Origin of the sequence: Corallococcus sp. AB049A (assembly GCF_003668885.1) — a bacterium.
In the GTDB taxonomy this organism is placed as follows: Bacteria; Myxococcota; Myxococcia; order Myxococcales; family Myxococcaceae; genus Corallococcus; species Corallococcus interemptor.
This window is the reverse complement of record NZ_RAWL01000816.1, coordinates 1-1,089: the sequence shown is the minus strand read 5'-3', so window position 1 is coordinate 1,089 and position 1,089 is coordinate 1. Positions and strand designations below refer to the sequence as shown.

Below are 1,089 nucleotides of genomic sequence, written 5' to 3'. Positions count from 1 at the left end.
GGTCGATGAGCGGCAACGCCCACGTGCCGGGCGCGTGGATGTGCTGGGCGGCCTGGCCCTGGCTCTCACGGAAGGTGGTGCGAAGGGCGTCGTGGCGGGCCACCAGCGCTTCGAAGGCGCGGCGCAGGGACTCCTCGTCCAGCCGGCCCGTCAGCCGGAGCGCGGTGGGGATGTTGTAGGACGCATCGCCCGGGGTGAGCTGGTCCAGGAACCAGAGGCGCTGCTGGGCGAAGGAGAGGGGCTGTGGGCCGTCCGCCTGGGTCCGGGTGAGCGGAGGCAGCTGGAGGCTTGGCGCCTGGGCCTGGAGGCGCTCCGCGAGCGCGGCCACGGTGGGCGCTTCGAAGAGGGCCCTCAGCGGCAGCTCCACGCGGAAGCCCGCGCGCACGCGGGAGACGAGCTGGGTGGCCAGGAGTGAATGGCCCCCCAACGCGAAGAAGTCGTCGTGGATGCCCACGCGCTCCACGCGCAGCACCTGCGTGAAGAGGGCCGCGAGCTGTTCCTCAGTGGGAGTGCTCGGCGCGACGTAGGTGGAAGCAGCTGCACCACTCTGGGGCGCGGGGAGCGCCTTGCGGTCCACCTTGCCGTTGGTGTTGAGCGGCAGCGCTTCCAGCACCAGGAAGGCGGCGGGCACCATGTACTCGGGCAGGTGCTGCTTGAGGAATGCACGCAGCTCGGTGGTGTCCAGGGACGCTCCCGCCTCGGGGACGGCGTAGGCGACGAGTCGCTTGTCACCGGGCACGTCCTCGCGAGCGAGGACGACGGCCTGATGCACGGCAGGGTGCTTCAACAGGCAGGACTCGATTTCACCCAGCTCGATGCGGAAGCCGCGGACCTTCACCTGGAAGTCCGCACGGCCCAGGTAGTCGAGCATGCCGTCGGCACGCCAGCGCACCACGTCGCCGGTGCGGTAGAGGCGGGCACCCGGAGTGGAGGAGAAGGCGTCCGGGATGAAGCGGTCCGCCGTCAGCTCCGGCCGGTTGAGGTAGCCACGAGCGACGCCTTCGCCGCCGATGAAGAGCTCACCGGCGACGCCCACGGGCACCGGGCGCAGCGTGCGGTCCAGCACGTAGACGCGCACGTTGGGCAGGG

At 71.1% G+C, this 1,089-nt stretch carries 1 protein-coding gene; it reads right to left on the bottom strand.

Annotation, left to right across the window (positions count from 1 at the left end):
* A partial coding sequence (locus tag D7X55_RS39605) for a condensation domain-containing protein (RefSeq protein WP_147470430.1) occupies positions 1-1,089 on the bottom strand: 1,089 nt, incomplete at both ends.